This window comes from Paenibacillus sp. NPDC057967, assembly GCF_042887015.1.
GTDB lineage: Bacteria > Bacillota > Bacilli > Paenibacillales > Paenibacillaceae > Pristimantibacillus.
Window position 1 is genome coordinate 55,359 of record NZ_JBHVQB010000003.1, and the last position, 26,032, is coordinate 81,390.

Annotated in this window: 22 protein-coding genes and 3 tRNA genes; 2 read left to right on the forward strand and 23 right to left on the reverse strand. The window is 51.8% G+C overall.

Features of this window, described 5'->3' with window-relative positions; translation table 11 throughout:
• Window positions 1-46: 46 nt before the first annotated feature.
• The 5 genes from ACFVSO_RS07720 to ACFVSO_RS07740 form a co-directional block, all read right to left on the reverse strand.
• Entirely contained in the window at window positions 47-1,021 is a 975-nt protein-coding gene (locus tag ACFVSO_RS07720) for a tyrosine-type recombinase/integrase (RefSeq protein ID WP_387471857.1), read from the reverse strand.
• Between the two features lie 210 nt (window positions 1,022-1,231).
• Window positions 1,232-1,317, reverse strand: a tRNA-Leu gene (locus ACFVSO_RS07725).
• Between the two features lie 19 nt (window positions 1,318-1,336).
• A tRNA-Ile gene (locus ACFVSO_RS07730) sits at window positions 1,337-1,413 on the reverse strand.
• A gap of 38 nt (window positions 1,414-1,451) precedes the next feature.
• A tRNA-Met gene (locus ACFVSO_RS07735) sits at window positions 1,452-1,528 on the reverse strand.
• A gap of 96 nt (window positions 1,529-1,624) precedes the next feature.
• Window positions 1,625-1,789 carry a hypothetical protein gene (locus ACFVSO_RS07740; RefSeq protein WP_387471859.1) on the reverse strand — a complete coding sequence of 55 codons (165 nt, stop codon included), beginning with the start codon at window positions 1,787-1,789 and terminating at the stop codon, window positions 1,625-1,627.
• A 145-nt stretch (window positions 1,790-1,934) separates the two neighbouring features.
• Between ACFVSO_RS07740 and ACFVSO_RS07745 the strand changes: the two genes are divergently transcribed.
• The gene (locus ACFVSO_RS07745; protein ID WP_387471861.1) at window positions 1,935-2,462 is read left to right on the forward strand and encodes a 2'-5' RNA ligase family protein; all 528 of its coding nucleotides are present in this window, start codon (window positions 1,935-1,937) and stop codon (window positions 2,460-2,462) included.
• A 57-nt stretch (window positions 2,463-2,519) separates the two neighbouring features.
• Here the strand turns inward: ACFVSO_RS07745 and ACFVSO_RS07750 are convergent, their stop codons facing one another.
• The 17 genes from ACFVSO_RS07750 to lspA all read right to left on the reverse strand — a co-directional run bounded on the left by ACFVSO_RS07750 (window position 2,520) and on the right by lspA (window position 24,741).
• On the reverse strand, window positions 2,520-4,115 hold the full coding sequence (locus ACFVSO_RS07750) for an ABC transporter substrate-binding protein (protein WP_387471863.1): 1,596 nt from the start codon (window positions 4,113-4,115) through the stop codon (window positions 2,520-2,522).
• A complete protein-coding gene (locus tag ACFVSO_RS07755; protein ID WP_387471865.1) occupies window positions 4,108-5,004 on the reverse strand; it encodes an ABC transporter ATP-binding protein in 897 nt (298 codons plus the stop codon). The genes ACFVSO_RS07750 and ACFVSO_RS07755 overlap by 8 nt, the downstream gene beginning before the upstream one ends.
• A gap of 6 nt (window positions 5,005-5,010) precedes the next feature.
• Window positions 5,011-7,917 carry an ABC transporter permease gene (locus tag ACFVSO_RS07760; protein WP_387471867.1) on the reverse strand — a complete coding sequence of 969 codons (2,907 nt, stop codon included), beginning with the start codon at window positions 7,915-7,917 and terminating at the stop codon, window positions 5,011-5,013.
• Between the two features lie 2 nt (window positions 7,918-7,919).
• Window positions 7,920-9,002 carry an efflux RND transporter periplasmic adaptor subunit gene (locus ACFVSO_RS07765; protein ID WP_387471869.1) on the reverse strand — a complete coding sequence of 361 codons (1,083 nt, stop codon included), beginning with the start codon at window positions 9,000-9,002 and terminating at the stop codon, window positions 7,920-7,922.
• A complete protein-coding gene (locus ACFVSO_RS07770) occupies window positions 8,968-9,741 on the reverse strand; it encodes an ABC transporter ATP-binding protein (protein WP_387471871.1) in 774 nt (257 codons plus the stop codon). The genes ACFVSO_RS07765 and ACFVSO_RS07770 overlap by 35 nt, the downstream gene beginning before the upstream one ends.
• A 191-nt stretch (window positions 9,742-9,932) precedes the next feature.
• Window positions 9,933-11,663 (reverse strand): methyl-accepting chemotaxis protein, encoded by a 1,731-nt coding sequence (locus ACFVSO_RS07775; protein ID WP_387471873.1) that lies wholly within the window; start codon window positions 11,661-11,663, stop codon window positions 9,933-9,935.
• 488 nt (window positions 11,664-12,151) lie between these two features.
• On the reverse strand, window positions 12,152-12,514 hold the full coding sequence (locus ACFVSO_RS07780; protein WP_387471875.1) for a hypothetical protein: 363 nt from the start codon (window positions 12,512-12,514) through the stop codon (window positions 12,152-12,154).
• A 315-nt stretch (window positions 12,515-12,829) separates the two neighbouring features.
• Window positions 12,830-13,477 carry an orotate phosphoribosyltransferase gene (gene pyrE, locus ACFVSO_RS07785; RefSeq protein ID WP_387471877.1) on the reverse strand — a complete coding sequence of 216 codons (648 nt, stop codon included), beginning with the start codon at window positions 13,475-13,477 and terminating at the stop codon, window positions 12,830-12,832.
• Window positions 13,470-14,204, reverse strand: coding sequence for an orotidine-5'-phosphate decarboxylase (gene pyrF, locus ACFVSO_RS07790; RefSeq protein WP_387471879.1), 735 nt, complete (start codon window positions 14,202-14,204; stop codon window positions 13,470-13,472). The genes pyrE and pyrF overlap by 8 nt, the downstream gene beginning before the upstream one ends.
• Before the next feature lie 72 nt (window positions 14,205-14,276).
• Window positions 14,277-17,495, reverse strand: coding sequence for a carbamoyl-phosphate synthase large subunit (gene carB / locus ACFVSO_RS07795; RefSeq protein ID WP_387471881.1), 3,219 nt, complete (start codon window positions 17,493-17,495; stop codon window positions 14,277-14,279).
• Window positions 17,482-18,627, reverse strand: coding sequence for a carbamoyl phosphate synthase small subunit (locus tag ACFVSO_RS07800; RefSeq protein WP_387471883.1), 1,146 nt, complete (start codon window positions 18,625-18,627; stop codon window positions 17,482-17,484). Before ACFVSO_RS07800 ends, carB begins: the two co-directional genes overlap by 14 nt.
• Window positions 18,628-18,682: 55 nt before the next feature.
• Window positions 18,683-19,966, reverse strand: coding sequence for a dihydroorotase (locus ACFVSO_RS07805; RefSeq protein WP_387471885.1), 1,284 nt, complete (start codon window positions 19,964-19,966; stop codon window positions 18,683-18,685).
• A gap of 77 nt (window positions 19,967-20,043) precedes the next feature.
• Window positions 20,044-20,943, reverse strand: coding sequence for an aspartate carbamoyltransferase catalytic subunit (locus ACFVSO_RS07810; RefSeq protein ID WP_387471887.1), 900 nt, complete (start codon window positions 20,941-20,943; stop codon window positions 20,044-20,046).
• 7 nt (window positions 20,944-20,950) lie between these two features.
• Window positions 20,951-21,517, reverse strand: a complete 567-nt coding sequence (pyrR, locus tag ACFVSO_RS07815) for a bifunctional pyr operon transcriptional regulator/uracil phosphoribosyltransferase PyrR (protein WP_387471889.1) — start codon at window positions 21,515-21,517, stop codon at window positions 20,951-20,953.
• Between the two features lie 356 nt (window positions 21,518-21,873).
• A complete protein-coding gene (locus ACFVSO_RS07820) occupies window positions 21,874-23,109 on the reverse strand; it encodes an LL-diaminopimelate aminotransferase (RefSeq protein WP_387471891.1) in 1,236 nt (411 codons plus the stop codon).
• Window positions 23,110-23,290: 181 nt separating this feature from the next.
• Complete coding sequence (locus ACFVSO_RS07825; RefSeq protein ID WP_387471893.1) at window positions 23,291-24,238, reverse strand: RluA family pseudouridine synthase; 948 nt, start codon at window positions 24,236-24,238, stop codon at window positions 23,291-23,293.
• Window positions 24,235-24,741 (reverse strand): signal peptidase II, encoded by a 507-nt coding sequence (lspA, locus tag ACFVSO_RS07830; protein WP_387471896.1) that lies wholly within the window; start codon window positions 24,739-24,741, stop codon window positions 24,235-24,237. Before lspA ends, ACFVSO_RS07825 begins: the two co-directional genes overlap by 4 nt.
• Before the next feature lie 223 nt (window positions 24,742-24,964).
• Here lspA and ACFVSO_RS07835 point away from each other — a divergent pair, with 223 nt between their 5' ends.
• Complete coding sequence (locus ACFVSO_RS07835; RefSeq protein WP_387472854.1) at window positions 24,965-25,693, forward strand: TraR/DksA C4-type zinc finger protein; 729 nt, start codon at window positions 24,965-24,967, stop codon at window positions 25,691-25,693.
• Window positions 25,694-25,696: 3 nt separating this feature from the next.
• On the opposite strand, the gene ACFVSO_RS07840 is transcribed toward ACFVSO_RS07835, so the two are convergent.
• Entirely contained in the window at window positions 25,697-25,996 is a 300-nt protein-coding gene (locus ACFVSO_RS07840) for a DUF5665 domain-containing protein (RefSeq protein WP_387472856.1), read from the reverse strand.
• Between the last annotated feature and the right edge of the window lie 36 nt (window positions 25,997-26,032).

Sequence of the window (26,032 nt, forward strand, 5' to 3'; positions counted from 1 at the left end):
CCCGTACGGAGCCAGCGGATAATGCCGGTTCTATACGGGGCTTATTTTAATCTACGTCCAAGTTTTCAAGCGGCGAGTGCCTTTCGTGTTTCTTCGAAATGTCGTTCGAAAATAGATTTACGTAATTACGCACCATATCTAGCGTCGTGTGTCCGAGTATGATCTGAAGCGATAATGGGTCACCGCCATTCATAACGTACATCTTCGCCATTGTGTGCCGGAACGTATGCGGTGACACTCGTACGCCATTGATTCCGGCCTTAACTCCATACTCCTGGATATTCTCCTGCATTGTTCGTATCCTCATCGGTGTGTTATCGATATTAACGAATAAGAAATCGTGATCAAGCAAACCGCGTATCTCGATATACTGACGTAAGTGTGTCTCCAACGTTTTCTGAAACGGGACATACCGTTCTTTACGTCCTTTTCCATAGACTTTTATTCTCCGTTCCCGCCAATTGATATTAGGGATCGAGACGCCCTCCGCTTCAGAAATACGGATTCCCGTCTCGAACAGAAGAAGCATTATCACGTAATCTCGGTAACCGGTAAACTTCGACTTGTCAGGAGCATCAAACAATTCTTTTAGTTGCGGCTTACTAAACGTTTCGATAATCCGACTCTCCGACCGTACTTTCATAACACTATCGAATGGATTCTCTTTTACGTAACCTTCCGTTGTCATAAAGTTAAAATATGCACGCCAGCCCCTAATATATTTATCGACGGTCGCGTCAGTAGATCCGGCCTCTCGCGTCTCCAACATGAAGTCGTGTATATGGTCGTGGGTAACGTCTATCGGCCTTTCCACGCCGACCTTTCCCATTTCAGAACGCAGCCTTCCGAGTACATCTCGGTAGTAAATAACCGTTAACTCGGATAAGTTTTTAATCTTACAACGCCGTATAAACGTACTCTCCGCAACCTCGAAACTCTCCGCTTCAGCCGGTAATTTGTTGGCGTTATATCCGCTGACAGCAACCGTATTCTTACGTCTAGGTCCGCTTTGATCCCGCATATAAAAAAGACACCCTCTCCGCGTAATTTTCGGAATGACCCGAATAAAGCGCGGTTATAAGGTGTCTTTTACGCGGCCATCTACGTACCAAGCGCGTCAGGATTGTGTTTTACGATGCGTAATATACCGATTATGTATCGTATGCTTACCGGCTGCTTCCGATTGGCTTATCGTTGGCAAACCGCGTAGCTACGGGTTATTTCGTAAAAGTGCCGAGGACGGGAATCGAACCCGTACGGTGGTCACCCACCGCAGGATTTTAAGTCCTGTGCGTCTGCCAGTTCCGCCACCCCGGCATGGTGATGCTAAGACAAATGGTGGGCCCTGAGGGACTCGAACCCCCGACCAATCGGTTATGAGCCGACCGCTCTAACCAACTGAGCTAAGGGCCCTCGAATAACGTATATTTCAACGTATTGATCGACAAGTTTGGTTGCGGGGGCAGGATTTGAACCTGCGGCCTTCGGGTTATGAGCCCGACGAGCTACCGAGCTGCTCCACCCCGCGACAATTTCCATTTGAACAATAGCTTCAATAAATGGCGACATGAATTAATATACTATAGGTCAATACTTACAGTCAAGCATTTTTTTCTAAAATATGCTACGGGAGAAAACGCACCCCATATCGTCCCTTGCGCGAGCGAAAAACCTCCACCTCACGAGGGCAATCATAGCCATAGATCCACCAGTCATTTTCCATACGCTTCACCAAGCATCCCGCTTGAAATTTCGTCTCATACAAGCGAAGCCAATATACCCATTTCATGAAAGCATGCCTCCATTTGCGCCGATGTTGCGTATAGAATACCCCAAAATATGCGTTTACAAGCATGTTCTGTTCTTAGCAATTCCATGTTTCGGGTATACTAATAGTAACAAGCCACCATAACCTTGGAAAGGAGCTGAATGCAATGCAATTCGGTATTGCCATATTCCCGGAGAAGGAAGTTCAGGATGCCGCCAATAGCTGGCGCATCCGTCATGACCCGCATTACTGCCATATTCCTCCCCATATGACGCTGCGTGAAGCAGAGAATTGGAGTGATGAGCAGCTGCAGCAGGCGATCCAGCAGATAGAAGCTGCAGCGAGCCAGACGTCTCCGTTCCATATGACCTTCAATCGCGTCTCCACCTTTTTTCCAGTTAGCCCTGTCCTGTATTATGCGCTGGAGGACCCTGCCCCGGTCATCAAGCTGCATGAAGCAATCTGCAGCGGACCACTAGCCATCACACAGCCGAAATACGTCTATACGCCCCATGTGACGATCGGACAAGGGATGGCCGAAGGTGAACTGCATGATCTTCACGGCAAGCTGAAACTAAGTAAGATCCGCTATACCAGCCATGTGGATAGAATCCATCTGCTTTACCAGACCGATCAAGGAGCCTGGACGGCTTATCAATCCTTCCAACTGGAAGGTAACGTCTCCAGCTCCTGAACATGAATAAAGCCGCTGTACGGCCTTTAGAGGCTGCACAGCGGCTTTATTCATTTCTTATTCCTCAACTGCTACTTCGTCAACTGATACTTCTTCCACATCAATTTCCCCAGCAGCAGCTTTGACAGCTTCTTCTTCCGTCATCGCTCTTGGCACAGGCATAATATCGATGTTGCCATCGCCCCCGCCTGCGTTTGTTTGCTGAAGCGCGGCGTTGCCTTTCGTCTCCCACTCAGCGAGCGCTTCCTTCGTCGTCTTGGTGCCGTTCATGACCTCTTGGAACAGCTCATAGCCAAAGCTCTGAGCTTGCCACAGACCCGGCTTCTCACGAGACAGCTTATCGTCATTATTGGATACTGGCGGCAGCGGCTTAAGCGAAGTAAATGCGTCGATATTGTACGTCAAGTCGCCAACCGGCTTCAAGAATTCCTTGCGCGCTACAAGCTCATAGTTGCTTCTCGATTTCAGCTTCGCCCATTCCTTACTGTTCGAGAACTTGACGAAGTCCCAAGCACCATCCGGATTTTGTGCCTTCGAGTTAATGCCCATCAGCTGGCTGAGACCGATATTGCCGCCCGCATCCGGATTTGCTGCGCTTACTGGCACTGTTACGACATCCCAGTCTACCATATTAAAATCTTTAATATTCGCAGCATTGTCGTTGGCTCTGCGAAGCTCGTTCACGTAATACGATTCGCCGATCATCATGGCGACATTGCCGCTCAAGAACAAATCGCCGAAGAATGGATCGAATGGCGCATCTGAGCTGCTGCTTCTCTTTTCATACAGCTGATTCATATGCTGCTGATCTGGTACGATCTTGTCTTTGTGAAGACCGTAGACTGAATCCCATACATTTAGCCATTGATCATTATTGACCAGCATCGTCTCGCCTTTTTCATCCCAATAACGCAGCTGCAGAGCATTGCTATAGTAGTTTGCGTCACTGAATGGATCGTTAGCCCAGCGATTGAAGGAGAAGCCAAAGACGCGATCTTCACCCTCGCCGCTTGCTACCTGACGAGCTTTGTTGAAGATATCCTCCCATTGCATTTTGTCCGTAGGAGGCTCAATATTCATATCTGCAAAGATCTTTTTGTTATAATAGAGTGCCGAAGACGTAAACGTCGGCGTCAGCGCATAGATGTTGTTGTCGCCTACCGACTTGATGCCGTCGATAACCGTTGGCACATAGTCGCTAATATCAAATTTGTCCTTCTGAATCATCGGATCAAGCGGCTGCAGCAGATTGTCTTGCGTGAATCGGCGCAGCATGTTGTAATCCAATACGACGACGTCAACCGGGTTTTGGCCCGTCATCATTTCTTTCATTTTTTCATACGGATCAGGCTGTTCTTGTTCTTTGCCAGGCTCTGTCTGTACATAACGCTGATCTTCGTAATTGATCGCGCCTACAATTTCGAACTGTACGTTCGGATTTTGCATCTCGAACATATCCGTATACTGCTGACGGAAGTAAGGCTCATTGTCGGCACCGCCATACAGTACGCCGATACGTATGACTGATGACTCAGCCTTAGACGGATCGTTGCCTCCGCTGCATGCGGACAGCAAGCCCGTAAGGAGCGTGAGCGTCAGAGCAATCATCGTCCATCTTGAAAAACGAGATTTGATTTGGCCATTTTTATTCATTGCCACTACCTCCTAATGATTTTGGTGAAGAGATGACGATCCGCTCTCCGTCGAATTCCATGGATGCTTTATCTTTAATACCCAGTGCCGTAAGATACTCCTTCGGCACCTGAAGCCGTCCGACCCGGTCCACGACCACGTACGCTTCATGAACGGAATTGAGGTTTCGGCCCGCAGACTGAATTAAATCCCCCCCATCCGTAATATTGGGATTGCGTTTAATAAATTCCGTACTAGTAAGACCGTCACGTATGGCCACGACGCGGTCAACCTTGCCAGCCAAGGTCATGTCATGCGTAACAATGACAATCGTGATGCCGATCTCCCGGTTCAGCTTCCGGAAGATGCCCATAATCATGTCAGAGGTAGCGGTGTCGACAGAGCCTGTTGGCTCATCCGCCAGCAGAAGCTTGGGGCGGTTCGACAGAGAAATCGCAATCGCTACCCGCTGCTGCTCACCGCCGGAGAGCTGATGCAGCTTGTTGTGCATCCGCTCCTTCAATCCGACCCACTCCAGCAGTTGCTTCGCGTACGCGCGATCCGTCTTGCCGGAGAGCATCATCGGCATCTCCACATTCTCAAGCGCGCTTAGATAAGGCAAGAGGTTGCGGGCATTGTTCTGCCAGATAAAACCGACCGTATCCCGCTTGTACTGCACCAATTCCTCTTCCGTAATTTTAAGCAGGTCCCATGGACCGACTTTTACCTGACCGGCTGATGGCCGGTCAAGTCCTCCAAGTGTATTGAGAAGCGTCGATTTGCCGCTGCCGCTGTTGCCGATAATGGCCATCAGCTCGCCGTCCTCGACAGTCAGATTCAGACCTTGCAGCGCAACGACCTCGAGATCGTCTGTTTTGTAGATTTTAACTAGTCCTTCGCAATGGATCATTGGCCGTTAACGCTCCTCTCCCATTTTCACTGCTTGATGCACCTTCAGCCTGCGGATATGCAGGAAGAGCAGACCCGCACCTATCAGCATCATGACGCCAACGACAATGAAGAGCTGGTTCGTATCCTTCGCTTCGAAAATAACGCGGAACGGCGGAACCGTCTCAGCGACATTCTCTGTCGTCTGCAAGAAAGGCAGGAAGAGCTTACTGACCACTTTGCCGATCAGGACACCAAGTCCGATCGCAAGGCCTGCTGTGAACAGCTGCTCCAGAAGTAGCATGCCGGTCAACTGCTTGCGCGATAATCCCATCGCTCGCAGAACCCCGAATTGTACGACCCGGCCCGACAGGTTGAAGAACCAGTAGAGCACATAGCCCGCCAGCGTAATGACAACCGATACGAGGAAGCCAAGACTCAGGATGCCGAAGACGCCGCCTCTTGTCGGATGCTTCGATTGAGTAAGGAGCTCGCTGCGAACGTCTTTTATGCTCGCAATTTCCATACCTGCCTTCTGTAAGCCATCGACGACTGGCGCAACAAGCGCGTCAGGTTCCATCTTCAGCCACACTTGGTAAGGCATAATCGGTATCTGGTCGAAAATATAATCTAGGTTCGTAATAATGAATGGCGCCTTATCCGGGTACAGACTCGGCCAATACGGCAGAATCCCAACAACCGTAAATTCAATCATCCCATCAGGTAAGCCAACGGAGACGATATCGCCGAGCTTCATCTGATACTTGTCGGCAACTCCTTTCGGAATAATCGCCGCGTGCTCGTATAACCCCAGGTTGTGCAAATAATAGTACGGATGCACGGGATAAAGATCGTCGCGGAACCAAGCGACTTCCGAGAAGTCTTTGTTGTCGATGCCAAGTATATTGCCTTGGCCGATCGACTTGCCGGAGATGACGATGTTGCCTTTCGTCGTCAGAACGCGGGCAGCAGCCTCTACGCCATCCAACTGACGGTAAATCTCGAATGGCGGTTCATTATACAGAATACGGGATGGTACGCCGCCGCCATTGTTGCCGCCGCCTCCACCGCCGTTTCCGCCACCGCCACCGTTGCCACCGCCTCCACCGCCGCCTCCATTACCGCCACCGCCGCCGTTGCCACCGCCAGCCGGCGGCTGAGTAATCTCAGGCGATCCGTGCCATACGGTCTCAATGATGACATCTGATCCGTATTTATATAGAGTGCGTTCCGTAGAGTTCAGGTCGATCGTTCTTGCCGCCGACGCATTGTAGACCCCGAGTCCAAGCGTTAACACAAGGAGAATCATCAACGGATAATACCCCTTAGACGAACGGGACAGCTGGGTTAGCGTCAAATAGAGCGGCACTGGCAGGAACTTGCGTCCTAACCAGTTGAACAGCTTCAGCAGCCATGGGAACAGTCTCAGGAAGAACAGGCCCAGTGCGAAGATCGACAGCGCCGGTACGAAGAACAGGAATGGCTGAACGTTCAGCTGATCCGTTGTCATGCCCGTTTTGAACGTCAGCATCTGGCGTTCGTTGAACATATACCAGCCGTATCCGGCAGCAGCCAGCAAGAGCACATCAAGGAACCACCGCTGCCAGACCGGTTTGCGGTCGGAGCGAGCCAGATCCTGTTTGTAGCTAACGATGGATGCTCGCGCATACATAACGGCCGGTATTACCGTCGCCATAATGGCAAGCAGAACGGCGCTGCCGCCGGCTATCATCGCTTCCGTCGAGAAACCTACCGGAATCGACTTCCGATTGACGAAGGACAAGAAGCCGTTGGCGGAGCCAATACTCTTCGCCATGAACCAGCCGATGAACGGCCCAAGTCCAAGCGCTATTGCGCCAAGCAACAGACCTTCAAGCAGATAGATCGATATAATCTGCCTGGTTCCCGCCCCCCGGCTTCGCAGTACAGCGATATCGCTGCGCTGCTTGTCGAGCGATTGACGCGCGTTCATCGCGATGAAGAAGAAAACCATCGCAATCATCGGCGCGGCAAGCGTGAAGAGCAGCGTCTGCAATTGCAGACTTTGTTTCTTAAATTCAGTCAGGATGGAAGCGAATGAAATTTCCACCCGCGTATCCTTCAAGCGTTGATACAGCTCAATATCCATCCGGTTAAGCGTGCGTCCCAGTGGAGAGAGCTGGCTCGTCTTCACCTCAGACAAGTCGAAAGAGTAGTACCAGCCTGCGTTATGAAGCGGGATTTTGTTCTGCTCCATCAGCACTTTCTGGAAGGTCTCTTCGTTCACTTGCAGGGTGTTGAACAAACTGTCGAAGCCTTGATACCAATAAGCATCCGACGCGTCAAGCGGGTTGACCGCGCCCACAATCTGAACGCGAAGCGTCAGGTTCAGACCGCCATATACCGGGTATTCGAAAATATCGCCGATATGTACGTCATTGCGGAACATCGCTTCTTCCAGCATAACGGCTTCAATAATATCCGACTTGCCTGCGCTTTCCTCGAACCAGCGGCCTTGCACAATCTCCGCATGGTCCTTAAGCTGCGTCAGCGACATGATGGTCAACTGACGGTTACGGCCGGCATCGACCTTTGTTGGATCTTCAGGCACGACATCGGCACTGCGAATGGAGTAGTTTTTCAAATAAGTTGAGTATGTAAAGCCGATGTCCTTCGGAACTTCCGTTTTGATATACTCATCCAGCGTTGACAGTGCGCCCAGTTCGGTCGTCTGTCCTGGAGTAGACTGATAGCGGATCAGCAAGGAGCCAGCGGGCATGCCTTCGCTCTTCTCATGCAATGACTCCGCTACTACCCGCTTAAGCGCTCCGTCCGCATACATCGGTATGCTTGTTGCGAAGGCGACGGCCAGGATCAGTCCAGCCAGCGTACTTAACGTCAACCATCGCGTATTCCACATTTTGCGGAATAAGAATCGAAACAGCGGAATACCCATGGCTATTGACCTACGACTTTCTGCCCCGGCTTAAGCCCTTGTAAAATTTCCACTTGAGTAGCCGTCTGCTGACCTACTTGAACGTCCACCTCGCGCTTTCCGTTTTCATCAACGATCTGCACATAGGTGCGAGACCCGATTTTGCGCAGTGTCGACGGCGGAACGACGATGGCGTTTTCAGTGCGCTTCGTAATGACGTTGATCGCTACCGGCGTGCCACGGTTCAGATCCTTCGGCAGCTTCGGAATATCCAGCAGCATAAAGTCTTCCGGACGCTCAGGCTTGTTGTTTTCGCCATTGCCGCCGCCAGGGAAGCCGCCTCCGCCGTTGTTCTGTTCGGTTGACTTGACCGGCAATTGCTTAACCTTGCCGGAGAGCTTGCCTACGCCTGTAATGGTCACTTCTACTTCCATGCCTACTGCAACCTTCTCAAGCTCCGTTTTGGTCAGCTTGGAAGCCGGGGTAATGAGCGAAGTGTCCGCTACGATCGCGATGGGATCATAAGCCTTCACCGTGTCGCCCTTCTGAACATTAAGCGATACGATTGTTCCGGAGAACGGCGCAACCAGCGTCGCTTTTGCGATCTCTCCCTCAAGATCAACGAGCTTTTGGCGCTTCTCCTCGAATTGGATCTGCTGCTCCTCGAATTCGAGCGGCTCCATCGTGTCGCGGTCCCGAAGCGTCTTCTTCATCTCGTTCTCATCGCGGCGGAACGCAAGACGGTCATTTCGGAGCTGCTTCTCCAACAGTTCAACGTCCAGCACCGCGATAATATCGCCCGCCTGAACCTTGTCGCCTGTCTTTACATAAACATCTTGAATATGCTTCTCGTTAAGAGTGAAGTACAGCGTTTCTTCCTCCATGGAGATGAGTTTTCCTGTCAAAGGAACGCCCTGTACCAGATTCGCTGTTGTGACTTCGTATTCCGGTTTCTTCGAGATTTGCGCCGGCACAATCTCCGGCAATACTTCCTCTTCCTTCTCCTTAGGCAGCAGCGAGCAGCCGCTTGTAAATACGATTGTCGTGCTCATTGCAACAATCAATGAACGTTTAAATAAACTTCCCGTCCACCATTTCATAGACATGATCGGCAACCTCCAAAATTGTAGGATCGTGTGTAGTCATACAGATAGAGACATTTTCAGTGCGAATAATATTTTGAAAGACTGCCATAACTTGCGCAGACATCCCCGTATCCAGCTCGGCCGTTGGTTCGTCGGCAAGCAGCATAATCGGCTTATGGGCGATGGCCTTAGCTATCGCAACGCGCTGCTGCTCACCGCCGGACAACTCGAACGGACGGTGATGCATCCTCTTCTCAAGTCCAACAAGCGTCAAGCATTCCTCTACGCGTTCCTTCCACTCAGACCTCGGCGTGCCCGCCATGCGAAGCGACAGCTCGACGTTCTCCCATGCAGACAGCAGGGGCATCAAGGCGAACGCTTGGAATATAAACCCCATATCTTTGCGCCTTACGAGCGTTCTCTCATCGTCGCTCTTCGTGCTGAACGGCTGGCCGTTGAAGATAATCTCACCTTTGCTCGGTGTATCCAGACCCCCAAGACAATTAAGCAACGTCGTCTTGCCGGAGCCGGAGCGACCCTTCAGCATAACGAGCTGCTGCTGCTTTACTTCCATCTGGATGCCTTTCAAGACATGCAAAGACCTGCCTCCAACCTGGAAGATGCGTTCAACCTGGTTGACAGACAGCAACGTTTCACCGGGCCCTTGCGAAAGCCTTTCGCTTGCACTCTCTCGCTGCACGGCTTCCTCTGTTTGAGCCTCTTGATCATCGTTAATCTCAGCATTTTGTATGATGGCCATAGGCTTCTCCTCTCCCCCAATCCTCTACCTAAAACTTCATAATTCTAATCTACAGACATAGACGGTGATAAGTATAAAAAAGTTACGATAAGTGACATGATTTTCTAAAACATTTTTTCAGCTTGTCTTCAGCTTCCAAGCAAAAATCCGCCCCGACCCAATATTCCTTGGCCAGAGCGGATAACTCGTTTCTATTTCTTCACTTTAAAGTGCGCCACCGAGCTATTAAGCTCCCTGACAATCGCATCCAGTTCCTTCGACGAAGAAGAGATACTCTCCATTAACGCGAGCTGCTCTTCTGTCGCCGCTGCGACGCTTTCCGTCTTCTCCAAGTTGGCTATGGTGCTTGTTGCACTCTGCTCCACCGATGCGCTTACTTCCTCGGAGCTTGCCGACATCTGCTGTGTAATCGCAGAATTCTCCTGAATTTGCTGCGTCATTTGCGTAATCGATTCCGCAATCAGATTCAGATTATGGCTTACGTCCTTCATCCGTTCTCCGCCATACTCCACCTGCTGCATCGTCTCTCTCATGTAGCCCGACGCACCGGAGATTTCCCTCTGCGTGAGCGACACCAGATCGTTAATATGTTCAGCCGATTCCAGCGAGCTTGCCGCCAGCTTGCGGATCTCGCCCGCGACAACGGCAAAGCCTCGTCCATGCTCCCCAGCCCGCGCGGCTTCAATAGAAGCATTCAGCGACAGGATATTCGTCTGGTTGGAGAAGGCCGTAATGTTCTCGGCAATAGCACCAATCTGCTGCGATCGGTTCTCCAGCGTGCCGATTGTATCGGACAGCTTCGTAATAACCGTCTTGATCTCGTCCATCTGGCCTACAAGGCGGTGGAGCGATTCTTGACCTTGATCCGCCTGCGCTGTCGTGACATTTGATTGATCCGCAATATCCGATGTATTCTCAGCAATTCGCCCGATGCCTACCGCCATTTCTTCAATCGCTCGCGACATCTCCTCCGCTCCACGCGCCTGGCTTTCAGAGCTGGTCGCTACTTCCTGAATGTTCTGCGCGACATTCTCTGAAGCCAATGCGGACTCGCTTGCGGCGCTTGCAAGCTGCGAGGAGGATTCGCCAACCTTGCGCGTATTGTTAACGATACCGGCGATCAGCCCATTCATATTGGCAATCATATCGTCCACTGAACGCGAAATTTGGCCCAGCTCGTCCTTCTTGTATTTGCTGTCAGGCTGAACAGTCAGGTCTCCTTCGCCGACTAGCTTGGTCTTCTGTACGACAGTACGGATTGTATTCATGATCAACTTGATCATCACAACCGAATATCCAATAAGCAATATCGCCACTACGATCATGGACACTAGAGTTGACAACTGGTTTTTATCCAGTTCCTTTTCAATTCGGGCAATCGTCTCCTCGGCATGGACATCCATGCTCTCGCCTACTTCATCAATACCGCTCCGGCTTAGCTGAAAGTCATTGTCGATCAGTTCGCTAATCTCGGACTTGCCGTCTTCGCTAGCCGAATACACTTCCTTGAACCAGTTATTGAATGCCGTGTCAAACGCATCAAAAATTTCGCCTGCCGTCTTTCCTGAAGATCCATGGGCCAGATGAAGCAAATCCGCTTTTTCGAGCATCTCTTTGGCAGCCGCTACACGTTCTACCGCTTGGTCCCTGTTCTCCGTCATCTCGGTTTGAGCGGCGACGAACCGTTCATGCTCCAGCTTCCCGGACTCGATTTTCAAATAAGCAACGTAAGCCTGATACATGTCGCGGTCAGCATTCAGAATCAAGGATTCTACCTGATTCGCTTTCTCATAAATTTCCTCCGCCATAATATCGAATGTCTTTCTTTGTTCGCCCAGTACATACAGGACGGACAGTGCGTAGCACAATAGCGGCAGCACCGCTAACAGCGCAATCTTCCAACGCAATGAAAAATTCATCATTAACCCCCAACCTTCCGCGATTCTAAAACTATCTATATGTATATCGGTTACTCACCCTATGGAAAAAAAGAGGAGAAGACAAGATTTTTTAAGAAAATTGTCGAATTTTCGATCTGGACAAATAGAAAGCGCATTCCAAGCGCGTTTTGCACCAAAAAAAGCGTACTGTCTCAATGGACAGTACGTCAGTGTGTTGAGTAACCCCGTCATTTTATGTCCGGGGTTTGCTATGATGAGAAACTTCGGTGTTCTTTGAGCGGAAGCATTTATCAAACTTCAGAGGGACGTTCCATCTCTCCGGATCGAAGCATAGTATTCTACTTTCCGATATTTGAACGAGCATAAAATAACCATGTAATTATGTGAATTTGTATATTTATACCTAATCATTAAGGCGTTATATTAAAAGAAATAGGTATAAAAATAGACTGCCGAAACTATCCCGACAGTCTATCGCTCTTCCTAATGGGAAAGCGCTTGCGTGAGTATTAATCGTAGTTTTGAATGGTGCCGGCTACCGGGAACGTTCCGCTAGTAATGTGCAGCTTGAACTGGCAGCCGGATGGCATGGGTACAAGTTCATCAACTGAACCGCCGCTGGCTGGGATAAAGGTGGCAGGGCTATAAGTGGTCGTTCCTGAGCAAACTTTTTCATAGAAGCCATAGCCGCCGCCGGATGAATTAAATTTCATTCTGCCCATTTGACCTTGACCGGTAATATACGAGGAACTTCCGTCATTCCCTCCTCCTTTGGCGTAAGCGGAACTGGATTGATTGGCAGCATATACAGTGGTTGCAGTCATAATTAAGATCAATGCAGCAAGTCCGTAGATTCGAAATATTTTTCTCATAAAAAACCTCCTATAGGATATTATTGGAATACAGTTTGAGTTTACGATTATTAGAAGGTTGGTTCAATGAGGCTTAATATCCAATTTATGGTTCGACAAACTTCTCGATAACTACCACTTCGTACATCAAGCGCATGGAGCTTTGTAAAAGGTTTCACGACAGTCTGAAGAGGAGAGTGGAGAGGATAAATGTCCTCGGCATTTTATGTACATAGGCAAAAAAAGAAAAACCCTGCGTTTTAAATAAACACAAGGTTTCTCGATAAGCTAATGTCTCATTGAGACAGTACGTTCTTCATTATTTATTGCCGGCTATTACTTGCCGAACGATTGCGGATCATTGCGCCAAGCCTGAAGCGCTGCAACGTCTGCTTCCGCTACTTTCCCAAGCTGAACAGCCGTCTCAATCAGGGCTGAATAGTTCGATAGCGTGTCAAGCGTGAAGCCGTCATTCTCGAACGCTTGAGCCGCATGCGGGAATTGATAAGTGAAGATGGCCAGAACGGCGCTCACTTCAGCCCCTGCCTCACGAACAGCTTGCGCAGCCTTCAGGGAGCTGCCGCCAGTCGAAATCAAGTCCTCGATAACGATGACTTTTTGACCCGGGTTGATCCGGCCTTCGATTTGATTTTGCTTGCCGTGGCCTTTCGCCTTGTCGCGAATATAAGCCATCGGAAGATTCAGCTTCTGAGCAACCCAAGCTGCATGCGGGATGCCTGCAGTCGAGGTACCTGCAATCACTTCCGCGTCAGGGTATCGCTCGCGGATAATCGTTGCGAAGCCTTCCGCCACCAGATCACGGATAGCCGGATACGTCATGGTAAGACGATTATCGCAGTAGATTGGGGATTTTAGACCAGAAGTCCAGGTAAACGGTTCGTTCGGACGAAGCGCAACTGCTCCGATCTCCAGCAAACTTTTTGCAATTTCGTTAGGCAGTGCCGCCAATGATACGTTACTCAACCGAAATCAGCTCCTCGATAATAGATTCCAATGCTTCGCGCGGCTCTGCAGCCGCAGTAATCGGGCGGCCAATGACCATATAATCCGTACCTTGACGAAGCGCTTCAGCTGGCGTCATAATGCGGGACTGGTCGTTCAGCGCTGCTCCGGCAGGCCGGATGCCCGGTGTGACCGTCTGGAAGGAAGCGCCCAGCGTCGACTTGATCGCCACCACTTCCGATGGAGAAGCCACGACGCCGTCTAGACCCGCTGTCTTCGCAAGCGAAGCATAACGAAGCACCGCTTCCTCCACCGTTCCCCCGATCCCGATTTGCTCGTTCAGAACCGGCTGGCTTGTACTGGTCAGATGAGTAACCGCAATCACTGCAGGCTTCACTGCACCGCCAGACAAGGCGGCATCCACGCCTTCAAGCGCCGCTTCCATCATGGCTTGTCCTCCGCCTGCATGTACGTTGAACATATCTACGCCAAGCTTTGTTACACTGTTGGAGCCGCCTTTGACCGTATTGGGAATGTCATGCATCTTCACGTCCAGGAAGACATAATAGCCGCGTTCCTTCAAGCTCGATACGAAAGCAGGTCCCGCCGCGTAGAACAGCTGCATTCCAACCTTCATATAGCAAGGAATGCCCTTCAGCTCCCCGATCAATTTCTCGGCTGCAGCAGCATCCGGGTAATCCAGCGCTACCATAATGCGCTTCGCCGCTTGTTCTCTTGTCAGTTTCACAGCCATGTCCCCCTCTATATAGTGTTGAAGCTTCTGAGGCGGATGAACGCCCCAGAAGCTTCGTCTTATTGCTTACTTCTGTACAACCGGCATGGCATGCGAGGAGAAGTTGATCGTCTCCATCATGTTCAGCAATGCGCGAACGGTATCCAGGGAGGTCATGCAGACCACGCCGTTCTCGACCGCTTCGCGGCGAATACGGAATCCGTCGCGCTCCGGCGTCTTGCCTTTCGTCAGCGTGTTGACGACGAATTGGGCTTTGCCTTCGCGTACCAGATCCAGGATGTTCGGCGAGCCTTCGCTCAGCTTGTTCACGCGGGTCACATACAGACCTGCTGCTTCAAGCGCGTCGGCCGTACCGCCGGTTGCGATGATTTTGTAGCCGATATTGTAGAATCCGCGGAGCAGCTCCGTAGCTTCTTCTTTATCTTTATCCGCAACGGTTGCCACAATCGTGCCCGCTGTCGGAATTTTCATGCCTGCACCGATAAGTCCTTTGTAAAGGGCTTTCGCATATTGCACATCACGGCCCATAACCTCGCCTGTCGACTTCATCTCCGGTGTCAGCGTAGGGTCGACGCGGCGCAGCTTCGCGAAGGAGAATACCGGTACTTTTACCGATACGTATTCGTCTTCCGGCCACAGACCGTCTGTATAGCCAAGCTCGGACAGCTTTGTGCCCATAATCGCTTGTGTCGCCAGGTTCGCCATCGGCAGGCTCGTTACTTTGCTCAGGAACGGAACCGTACGCGAGGAGCGCGGGTTAACTTCGATGACGTAAGCTTTTTCTTGATGGATAACGAACTGGATATTAACCAGACCGATAACTTTAAATTCTTTGGCAATCTTGATCGTGATGTCGACAATTTGCTGCTTGATATCATCAGACAGTGATTGCGGCGGATAGACCGCAATGGAGTCGCCGGAGTGAACGCCTGCGCGCTCGACATGCTCCATAATGCCCGGGATGAGTACGGTCTCGCCGTCGCAGATCGCGTCGACTTCCGCTTCCTTGCCCAGCATGTAGCGGTCGACCAGAACCGGATGCTCCGGATTGATCTTCACAGCCACTTCCATGTAGCTAAGCAGCTCTTGGTCGGAGTAGACGATTTCCATAGCACGTCCGCCCAGAACGTAGGATGGACGTACCAGCACCGGGTAACCGAGCTTCTGTGCCGTTACAACCGCTTCGTCGACTGATGTTACCGTGCTGCCTTCAGGCTGCGCGATGTTCAGCTTGCGAAGCAGCGCTTCGAACTTCTTGCGGTCTTCCGCAGCATCAATGCTCTCCAGGCTGGAGCCCAGGATGCGCACGCCCGCTTTGGCAAGCGGAGCAGCCAGGTTGATCGCAGTTTGTCCGCCGAACTGTACAATGACCCCGATAGGCTTCTCTTGCTCGATGACGTTCATCACGTCTTCGAAGAAGAGCGGCTCGAAGTACAAGCGGTCGGAAGTGCTGAAGTCGGTGGATACCGTCTCCGGGTTGTTGTTGATAATAACCGCTTCATAGCCCGCTTTTTGAATCGCCCATACAGCGTGAACTGTCGAGTAGTCGAACTCGATGCCTTGGCCGATACGGATCGGTCCGGAGCCAAGCACCAGCACCTTCTGCTTCGTCGTTTCGATGACTTCATTCTCTACTTCATACGTCGAGTAGTAGTAAGGTGTTGTCGCTTCAAATTCCGCTGCGCAAGTATCAACCATTTTGTAGACTGGCTTCAGGTTGTTTTGCAGACGGAACGCGCGTACATCCGCTTCTGTCGTATGGCTGCCATTCGGGAAGCCTTCCTTGCGGATTTCTGCGATGGAGCGGTCGGAGAAGCCTTTGCGCTTCGCTTCATACAGCGACTGAGCCGACAGTGTCGCTTCCTTGCGCAGACGATCCTCGAAAGCGACGATGGATTGGATTTTGTCCAGGAACCACCAGTCGATATTTGTAATGTCCTGCAGCTCTTGCAGGGAGAAGCCGCGGCGGAATGCTTCCGCTACGAGGAACATGCGCTCGTCATCCGGCTTAGCCAGACGCATGCGCAGCACGTCTTCCTCAAGGGAAGTCGCTTCTTTCAGATGCAGGCGGTGTGCTCCGATTTCCAGGGAACGCACTGCTTTATGAATCGACTCTTCGAATGTACGGCCGATCGCCATAACTTCGCCAGTCGCTTTCATTTGCGTGCCGAGCTTGCGGTTCGCGTTTACGAACTTGTCGAACGGCCAGCGCGGAATTTTCGATACAATATAGTCAAGTGTAGGCTCGAAGCATGCATAAGTTTGGCCTGTAACCGGGTTTACAAGCTCATCCAGTGTGTAGCCGATTGCGATCTTTGCAGCCATCTTCGCGATCGGGTAGCCAGTCGCTTTGGATGCCAGCGCCGAGGAGCGGCTTACACGCGGGTTCACTTCGATGACATAGTATTGGTAGCTGTGCGGGTCAAGCGCGAACTGAACATTGCAGCCGCCCTCGATGTTCAGCGCTCTAATGATTTTCAGAGATGCCGAACGCAGCATTTGATATTCACGGTCAGACAAGGTTTGGGAAGGAGCTACGACGATACTGTCACCTGTGTGTACGCCAACCGGATCGAAGTTCTCCATGTTGCAGACCACGATGCAGTTGTCATTTGCGTCACGCATAACCTCGTATTCGACTTCCTTCATGCCGGCGATCGATTTCTCAATCAAGCATTGGCTAATCGGGCTGTAGCGGATGCCGGAGGCTACGATCTCGCGCAGCTCTTCCTCGTTCGCACAGATACCGCCGCCTGTGCCGCCCAGCGTGTAGGCAGGACGAACGATGATCGGATAGCCGATGCTGTTCGCGAATGCTACCGCGTCTTCAACTGTCGTAACGATGTCGCTGTCCGGTACCGGCTGCTCCAGCTCGCGCATCAGCTCTCGGAACAGGTCGCGGTCTTCCGCTTTCTCGATTGCTGTCAGCTGTGTGCCGAGCAGCTTCACATTTTCGCGTTCCAGCACGCCTGCGCGCGCCAGTTCAACGGCCATGTTCAGGCCAGTCTGTCCGCCAAGCGTAGGCAGCAGACCATCCGCACGTTCTTGACGAATGATTTGGCTTACGAATTCAAGCGTAATCGGCTCAATGTATACTTTGTCTGCCATGTTGGTATCCGTCATGATCGTAGCCGGGTTGCTGTTGATCAGTACAACTTCATAGCCTTCTTCCTTCAGCGCCTGGCAAGCTTGCGTGCCTGCGTAGTCGAATTCCGCCGCTTGTCCGATGACAATCGGGCCGGACCCGATTACGAGAATTTTTTTGAGTTCATTATTTTTGGGCATATTGAAGCTCTCCTTTCAACGTCTCCGACAACACAGCCTGACGAGGTTTTTGTGGGTTGTTTTGTTTGTGCGTGCGGATCATCTCCAGGAATTCATCGAACAGATAGCTGGAGTCGAACGGTCCCGGTGCCGCTTCTGGATGGTACTGCACGGAGAATGCCGGGAACTTGCTATGTTTAAGTCCTTCGATCGTTTTATCATTGTTGTTGATATGTGTAACTTCCAGCTCGGTTCCTTCAATCGAAGAATCCACAACCGTGTATCCGTGATTCTGGGAAGTAATGTAGCAGCGGTTTGTCGCCAGTTCCTTAACCGGATGGTTGCCGCCGCGATGGCCGAATTTCAGCTTGCCTGTATCCGCTCCGCAAGCCAGTGCGAACAGTTGGTGTCCGAGGCAGATGCCAAAGATCGGAATTTCACCAAGCAGCTCAGAGATCATCTTAACCGCATGCGGTACGTCTTTCGGGTCCCCAGGGCCGTTGGACAGCTGGATGCCGTCCGGCGCCAGGCGGCGAATCTCGTCTGCCGTAGTATCGTGAGGCACAACGACAACGTCGCAGCCGCGCTGCGTCAGCTCGCGCAGAATGCCGCTCTTCGCACCGAAGTCAACCAATACGATGCGCTCGCGGTTGCCTGGGCTTGCGAATACATGCTTTGTTGATGTGCGCGCAACCTGGTCTGTCATCAAAGTGGACAGGTTCAGGCGCTCTGCCAATTCTTCCACACGCTCATTGCCCGTTGTAATCAGACCTCTCATTGTGCCGAAGTGGCGCAATTTGCGGGTAAGCATGCGTGTATCGATGTCGCTGATGCCCGGAATGCCGTATTCTTTCAGCAGTTGTCCCAGCGAATATTGAGCGCGCCAGTTGCTTGGCACTGGCTCATGGCGGCGAACGACAAAGCCGTGAATGTAAGGACGAATGGCTTCGAAGTCATCGCGTGTAATGCCGTAGTTGCCGATCAGCGGATACGTCATGGTCACGATTTGTCCGCAGTAGGAAGGATCTGAGAGAACCTCCTGGTACCCTGTGATGCCTGTATTAAATACAACCTCGCCCATCATCTGCGCTTCCGCGCCGAAGGACAAGCCGGTGAATAATGTTCCGTCTTCCAACAATAGTCTTGCTTGCATCCGTATCACTCCTCTGGTGTTCTTTTATGCTTAAAATGGTATCCGAATCTATTCCTTATTCCGACCAGACGACTTTACCGTCGACAATCGTTGTAACCGGCCAGCCCTTGAGCTCCCAGCCGCCAAATGGTGTATTGTTGCTCTTCGACAAGAACGTCGCAGGGTCAACCGCGCGCTCGTTCTCCAGATCTACAATCGTCAGGTCTGCCGGCGCGCCTTGCTCCAGGCGGCCTGTCTCCAGGCGGAACACGCGGGCAGGATCTTGCGTCATGCGCTTCAAGAGGAAGCCAAGCGTCCACTTGCCTGTCGCAACAAACTTCGTATATAGAAGCGGGAAGGCTGTCTCGAAGCCGACGATGCCGAATGGCGCAAGGTCAACGCCGCGAGCTTTCTCTTCCGCGCTATGCGGCGCATGGTCCGTTACGATCATGTCCAGCGTGCCGTCCTGGAGCCCTTCGATGACGGCCTGCACATCGCGCGGCGTGCGCAGCGGCGGATTCATCTTCCAGTTCGCATCGTCCAGACCCGGGATATCCTCGTCTGACAGAAGCAGGTGATGCGGACATACCTCCGCGGTTACCGATACGCCGATCGACTTCGCCAGTCTGATGAGGCGTACCGATTGCTCCGTGCTGACATGGCAGACGTGGTAGTGCACGCCTGTCGCTTCAGCGAGCAGCACGTCCCGGCCCACATGGATCGCTTCCGATTCATTCGGGATGCCTTTAATGCCATGCTTGCGGGAGAATTCACCTTCCGAAGCCCAAGCTCCCTCCACCAGCGAATCGTCCTCGCAGTGTGCAATGACCGGCATATCCAGCGATTTGGCCAGCGCCATCGCGTTTTTCATCATTTGCGCATTCTGTACACCTACGCCGTCGTCCGTGAATCCGATTGCTCCCGCTTCCTTCAAGGCAGCGAAATCCGTCAGCTCTCGTCCAAGCTCGTTTTTCGTAATGGCTGCGTAAGGCAGCACTTTCACCAGTCCAGCTTCAGTCGCTTTGTCCAATACATATTTTACGGTCTCAGGCTTGTCGATGACAGGGCGTGTATTCGGCATGCATGCGATTGTTGTAAAACCGCCTTTGGCCGCCGACCGGGAACCTGTCACGATGTCCTCTTTATGTTCAAAGCCAGGATCGCGCAGATGGACGTGCATATCGATGAAGCCTGCCGATACCAGCTTGCCCTTCGCGTCAATCACTTCCGCGCTGCCAGTGTCGATCACTCCGGCGTCAACAATCTCAGCAATTCGTCCGTCGCTTACGCGTATGTGTTTTTGCTCCAGCTTGCCGCTCTCTTCATTCCATACGTTGCCGTTAATTATCCACAATGACATGTTCTGATCACCCTCCGATTGTATTCGCTCTGTCGCCTGCTGCCAGTGGCTTCCATGGAAGCCTTGTCCCTGCGCGCTTAGCTAAGTGCGCGTTCGATTACCGCCATTCGGATCGGTACGCCGTTCTCCATCTGAGGGAAAATGCGGGATTGCGGATGTTCCACCAAATCTCCGTCGATCTCAACGTTCCGGTTGACCGGAGCGGGATGCATGATAATCGCATGAGGCGCGATGCGCTGTGCGCGCTCTACAGTCAAGCCATATTGCTCGCGGTAGGACTCCGCCGAATTCAGCATGCCGCCCTCATGGCGCTCCAGCTGTACTCTCAGCATCATGACCACATCCGCCTTAAGCGCTTCGTCCATGGAGATGTAAGGCGCGTCCAACTCCTTCGCCTGCATGTTGTCCGGTGCACAGAAGTTTACATTGGCCCCGAACTTGCGCAGCGCCCACAGATTGGAACGCGCTACCCGGCTGTGAAGAATGTCGCCGATGATCGATACGTTCAAGCCGCCCAGCGAACCGAACTGCTTGCGCATCGTATATAGATCGAGCAGCGCCTGCGTAGGATGCTCGTTATTGCCGTCTCCCGCATTGACCAGCGGTACTTTGATTTTCTCAGCCAGCTCGGCGAGCAGCCCTGACGGCTTGAGTCGAATGACGCCGACGTCGATGCCCATCGATTCAAGCGTCCGTACCGTATCATAGATCGACTCGCCCTTCTCAACGCTGGATGCAGCCGAAGAGAAGTTGATCACCTCGGCGCCAAGCCGCTTCTCCGCTACCTCGAACGAAAATCTCGTTCTTGTGCTGTTCTCGAAAAACATGTTCGCCGCAAACTTTCCTTGCTGACCCCCATGCACTTTAACCGGGTGCTTCTCCCAATAAGCCGCTCGCTCCAGGATGGATTCGATTTCTTCTTTGTCAAGGTCTTTCAGACCGAGCAAGCTGCGCTCTTTCAATTGTGCAAGCGTCATGTCAGGTCTACCCCCTTTGGTTGATTAAGGTCACTTGATCGAGTGTATCGATCTCTGTTAGCGCGACTTGGATTTGTTCTTGCTTGGAGGTAGGAACGTTCTTCCCGATAAAGTCAGGCCTGATCGGCAGCTCACGATGACCCCGGTCGACCAGCACAGCAAGCTGAATGCTTCTCGGCCTCCCGCAATCCATCAGGGCGTCCATGGCGGCGCGGATCGTCCGGCCTGTATACAGCACATCGTCGAACAGAATAATGATCTTGTCCTTCGTAGTAAAAGGCATGCCCTCCAGCTCGCCAAGCGCAGCCGAGGCTTCCGTCTTCGTCGCCGCCGCATCCAGCCGGTCATCCCGATAATGTGTAATATCGAGCTCCCGAACCGGAACCGGCCTTCCTTCAATCTCTCCGATCCGTTCCGCGACGCGGTTAGCTAAATAGATGCCTCTTGTCCGAATCCCTACGATGATGCAGTCGTCGATGCCTTTGTTCTTTTCGACAATTTCATGCGCGATTCGCGTCAACGCCCGGCGAATCGCCGTTTCGTCCATAATGACCAGATGCTCTTCTTCTGCCATAGCCGCTCACCTCTTCACTCAACTTTTTTCCGTAGCTCCGACAAAAAAACTCCTTGCGGAGTTCGCAAGGAGTTGGTGTGATTAGTCAGGAATAGAGCAGGTCCATTCTCACCTGCGGTATGAGCCGCAAGTCGAGGGTTCCCCATCCTATCCGAATATAGACCTATATTCACGCTACCTTGCCAGTCTCACGGGACTGATTTAAAGGTACTGCTCTGTATCATAGGAATTATCCCATGTTCGACATAAGAAGTCAAGAGCGTAGTGCCCTTCGCATAGTCATAGTGTAAGAAATCCGTACCCGACTATACAAGGATAGCGCTGGCAATGCCATAGGTTTGTTCATCAAATATCGATTACAGGCTAAGCTGGCGGATGCGGTCTACCGCTTTCTCCGTATTCTCGCGGCTGCCGAACGCCGTCAGACGGAAGTAGCCTTGACCGCTTTGGCCGAAGCCCACGCCCGGCGTGCCGACAATATTCGCTTCGGAGAGCAGTTTGTCGAAGAAGCTCCAGGAATCCATGCCTTGCGGCGTCTTCAGCCAAATGTAAGGCGCATTCACGCCGCCGAACACTTCAAGGCCGATCGATGCCAGTCCGTCGCGGATAATCGCTGCATTCGTCATGTAGTATTCTACAAGCGAAGAGATTTGCTCCTTGCCCTCAGGAGAATAGATCGCAGCAGCACCGCGTTGCGTCACATATGATACGCCATTGAACTTCGTCGTATGGCGGCGGTTCCACAGATCGTTGATCAAGACAGAATTGCCGCTTGCATCCAGACCCTTCAGTTCGCGCGGCACGACCGTATAGGCACAGCGTACGCCTGTGAAGCCGGCTGTTTTGGAGAAGCTGCGGAATTCGATAGCCACTTCGCGCGCGCCTTCTACTTCATAGATGCTATGCGGCACATCCTTCTCCTGGATGAATGCCTCATACGCAGAGTCGAACAAGATCAGGCAATTGTTTTCTCTCGCATAGTCTACCCATACCTTAAGCTCGTCCTTCGTCAGCGTCATGCCTGTCGGATTGTTCGGATAGCACAGGTAGATCAGATCCACTTTCCGATCTGGCAAGCTTGGCTTGAAGTTATTCTCGGCCGTGCATTCCAGGTAGACGATGTTCTCGTAACGCTTGGTCTCCTGATTGTACTTGCCGGAGCGTCCCGCCATAACATTCGTATCTACATATACCGGATACACAGGGTCCTGTACGGCTACAATGCTGTCCTGGCTGAAGATTTCTTGAATGTTGCCTACGTCGCATTTGGAACCGTCGCTGAGAAATACTTCGTTCAATGCGATATCAATACCGCGCGCTTTGTAATCATTTTCGATGATCGCTTGAATCAGGAAGTCATAGCCTTGCTCCGGCCCATAGCCGCGGAACGATCCTGGCTGAGCCAGTTCATCGACCGCTTCGTGCATCGCCTTAAGTACCGCTTCCGGCAGACCGCGAGTTACGTCGCCGATGCCCAGGCTAATAATCTCGGCATTCGGGTTCTCCTGAATGAATGTTGTACGGCGTTTGGCAATTTCGGAAAATAAATAGCTGCCTTGCAGCTCCAAGTAGTTGTTGTTTATGGCTGTCATTGCTTTCACCTTTCCTTTTGTAGAATCCACCTAATCTACGTTTAGGATAGCGCACTTGAGGATCGAACATAATGCAGGATATCGTCAAAAGTTTGCACTTATTTCAGTATCGCATTCATACGTTCATCACCATGCGGCTAGACGAAAGCAGCCGATGCATATGCACCGGCTGACAACCCTCTTATCTTGACTTCAAGCTTGCGAGCACATGCTCATAATCTTCAGGAAGCGGCGCTTCGAACAGCAGCCTCTCCCCTGTGCGCGGATGCGTGAATCCTAGTACCGCAGCATGCAGAGCTTGTCCGTCCAGCGCAACCGTCTTGTTCCGTCCGTATGTGGGATCTCCCGCCATCGGATAGCCGATATATTTCATATGAACACGAATTTGATGCGTACGGCCCGTCTCCAGTTGAAGCTCTAGCAGCGTATAGTCGCCTAGCCGCTCCAGCACGAGAAAATGTGTAACCGCTGGCTTGCTGTTATGCTCCGTTACTGTGAACAGCTTGCGATCGTTCCGGTCGCGTCCGATCGGCGCATCGATCGTGCCTTGATCATGAGGCACGTTGCCATGCACCAGCGCGATATATTTCCGCGTGACGGAATGTTCCTTTAATTGCTCTGCAAGCGATACATGCGCCAGATCGTTTTTGGCCGCCATCAGAAGGCCTGTCGTGTCCTTGTCAATCCGGTGTACGATACCGGGGCGCAGCAAGCCGTTAATGCCTGAGAGATCCTTGCAATGATGCATCAGCGCGTTCACTACTGTGCCGGAGGAATGCCCAGGCGCGGGATGAACGACCATTCCTCTTGGTTTGTTAATCACAATGACATCCGAATCCTCGTATACGACTTCAAGCGGTATATCCTCGGCTTCGATATTCGCATCCGCCGATTCCGGCACATCGATCGCAAGCACATCGCCGAGAACCAGCTTGTAATTTGCTTTTACGATCTTGCCGTTCACGGTTACCGCTCCAGCCTTAATCCACTCCTGAACTTGTGTCCGGGACAAGCCCGGCATGTCCATTGTTTCGGCAATCCATTTATCAATTCGCTCACCCGCATGCTCAGACTCTATTGTCCATTCCACGAGCGTTGCGTCATCATCTTGCAGTAGGTTGCTATTCATGCTCCATTTGGCTCCTTGTTGTCCTGTCCTTGCGCGAGCTTCTCCTCGCGGGCGCTAAGCAGCGCATCCAGCAGAATAAGCCCCACGCCAATTACAATTGCGGAATCCGCAATGTTGAAGATTGGGAACGTATAGCTGCCGAAGTTGAATTTGAAGAAGTCGACGACTTCGCCGAAACGTACGCGATCGATGAAGTTTCCGACAGCTCCGCCCAATACCAGCGTCAAACCGATAAACAATCTCGGCTTGCCCGTCTTGCGCATCGTATGCGTGTACCAGATTAGTCCAGACACGATAGCTACCGTAATAATAATGAAAAATACGCGTTGTCCTTCCAGAATGCCGAAGGCAGCCCCGCGATTGCGGTGCGACGTAATGAGGAAGAAGTTGCCAATTACGCTAATTTCATCGTACAGATTCATTTTGGTCGCCACGATTTTTTTGGTCACGTAATCCAGGATGAGTACGATCACAGTAATGAGGTAGTAATAGTAATAGCGCATCTGATCACTCCTAAAAAAGGTAACTTGCATTCGGCATGCCGCCATCGTTCCTACATGGCAATATCCGCTTCACCTAGTGTAGCATAGGCGAGCGGCTGGAAACCAGTTATATCCTAAGCGGTTGGGCCCTGCTGCCATCCAGCCATGCCCATACTGAAATCGCCCGCTTCGGCAAAAGCTAATGGAGCAATTATGTATGGTACAAAGGACGGTGCTTTTTCTTATGTCTAATCCATCCAGTTCCCAGCTCGCCCTGCTTCGTCTTCGCCTGCAAGACGAGCATAAGGAAATTGAATCCCGATTGATGCATAACCAGCATTACGGCAAAGGCGATTCCCTTCGCGACCAGACTGGCGAATTGTCGCCTATCGATAATCATCCCGGCGACCTTGCAACCGAGCTGTACGAGCGGGAGAAGGACATCTCCCTGCTGGAGCAGGAAGAGCTTCACCTTCGCCGGATTGAGGCCGCTCTTGCCGCCATGGAAAGTGGCAGTTACGGCGTCTGTGCCGTCTGCAGCGAGCCAATCCCTTATGAAAGGCTGGATGCGGTCCCGGACACGCTATACTGTGTCAGCCACGCCCCAAGGAATATTGTCTCTGACCGGCGTCCTGTAGAGGAGATTTTCCTTCAGCCTCCATTTGGCCGGACGAGCATGGACGAGCACGAGGACGGCTACAACGGCTTCGACGGCGAAGACGCCTGGCAGATCGTCGAGTCTTGGGGCAACGCCGATTCGCCGGCGATGTCAGAGAATCGAAACGCCACCGATTACGAGCATATCGGTATTGAATCCCAAGAAAACGACGGCTACGTGGAATCGCTCGAAAGCTTTCTCGCAACCGACATTACTGGCCGTTATGTAACAGTTATCCGCAATCGCGAATATGAGCATTACATGCAGGGCGAGGAAGGCGATCACATGCTGGAGGACGAGGACGATCAGGCGTAGCGCCTAATAGCCCTTCCCTTCCAGCTGAATCTGTACAATTCGTACGATATCTGCAATATAATCCCCGATAATGGGAAGATTGAGCGCTCCGAGGATTTGCAGCACATACAGAATTGTTGCGGCAAAAAACGTGAACCCGATTGCGATGCCGACGCCTCTTGCTACACCTGACAACAGATTGCGCCAGATGAGCGAGATGGGACGATTCAGCAGATCAACATATTCCGCAATATGGGTTCTCTCCATCTCCGAGGCAATATGCTGCATTCGCTTATTAAGAGCGGTCAGCGATTTTTGAAGCATGGTTAAGTCATTCGCTTCTTGCTCTGGGAGCGGATG